The following is a 465-nucleotide window of genomic DNA, read 5'->3' on the forward strand; positions in this document are numbered from 1 at the left end:
TGCCGGCATCTATGTCGGCCAGGACCGTTTCGTCCACGCGCCTTCGTCCGGCGGCACCGTACGCCTGGACAGCTTGACCGCCAGCTACTGGCAGAAGAGCTCCCTCGGCGCCAAGCGTGTGCTCGACCACGAGCAACTGGCACGCAATCCCTGAAATCGACCGTCCTTTCAACGTGCCGGTTCGTCGCCTTTAGTCCTGTTCATATCCTGCAACAGTCTGCGTTTGACATGCGGTGATATCGCTTCGCCGGCCGTTTGGCTACCATGCGCATCCCCAATTCCTCACGTGCGTCGATCCGTCGCGCACAGACCCTTTTCCCACTTCCTCCTTTAGGTGAGTTATGCCTGTATTGCTGACGTACGTGCTGATCGCACTGGCGGTGGCGGCACTGCTTGGTGTCGTGCTCGAAGAAATTACCCATGTGAACAAGGCCAAGGTCACGCTGTTCTTCGGCACCCTGGCCT

1 protein-coding gene is annotated in these 465 nt (G+C 59.1%); it reads left to right on the plus strand.

Going from position 1 to position 465, the window contains the following annotated elements; genetic code table 11:
• Positions 1-7 precede the first annotated feature (7 nt).
• Positions 8-154, plus strand: a complete 147-nt coding sequence (locus tag ACU8YC_RS27040) for a hypothetical protein (protein WP_446896267.1) — start codon at positions 8-10, stop codon at positions 152-154.
• Positions 155-465 lie beyond the last annotated feature (311 nt).

The organism is Citrobacter sp. VF227, from assembly GCF_052950715.1.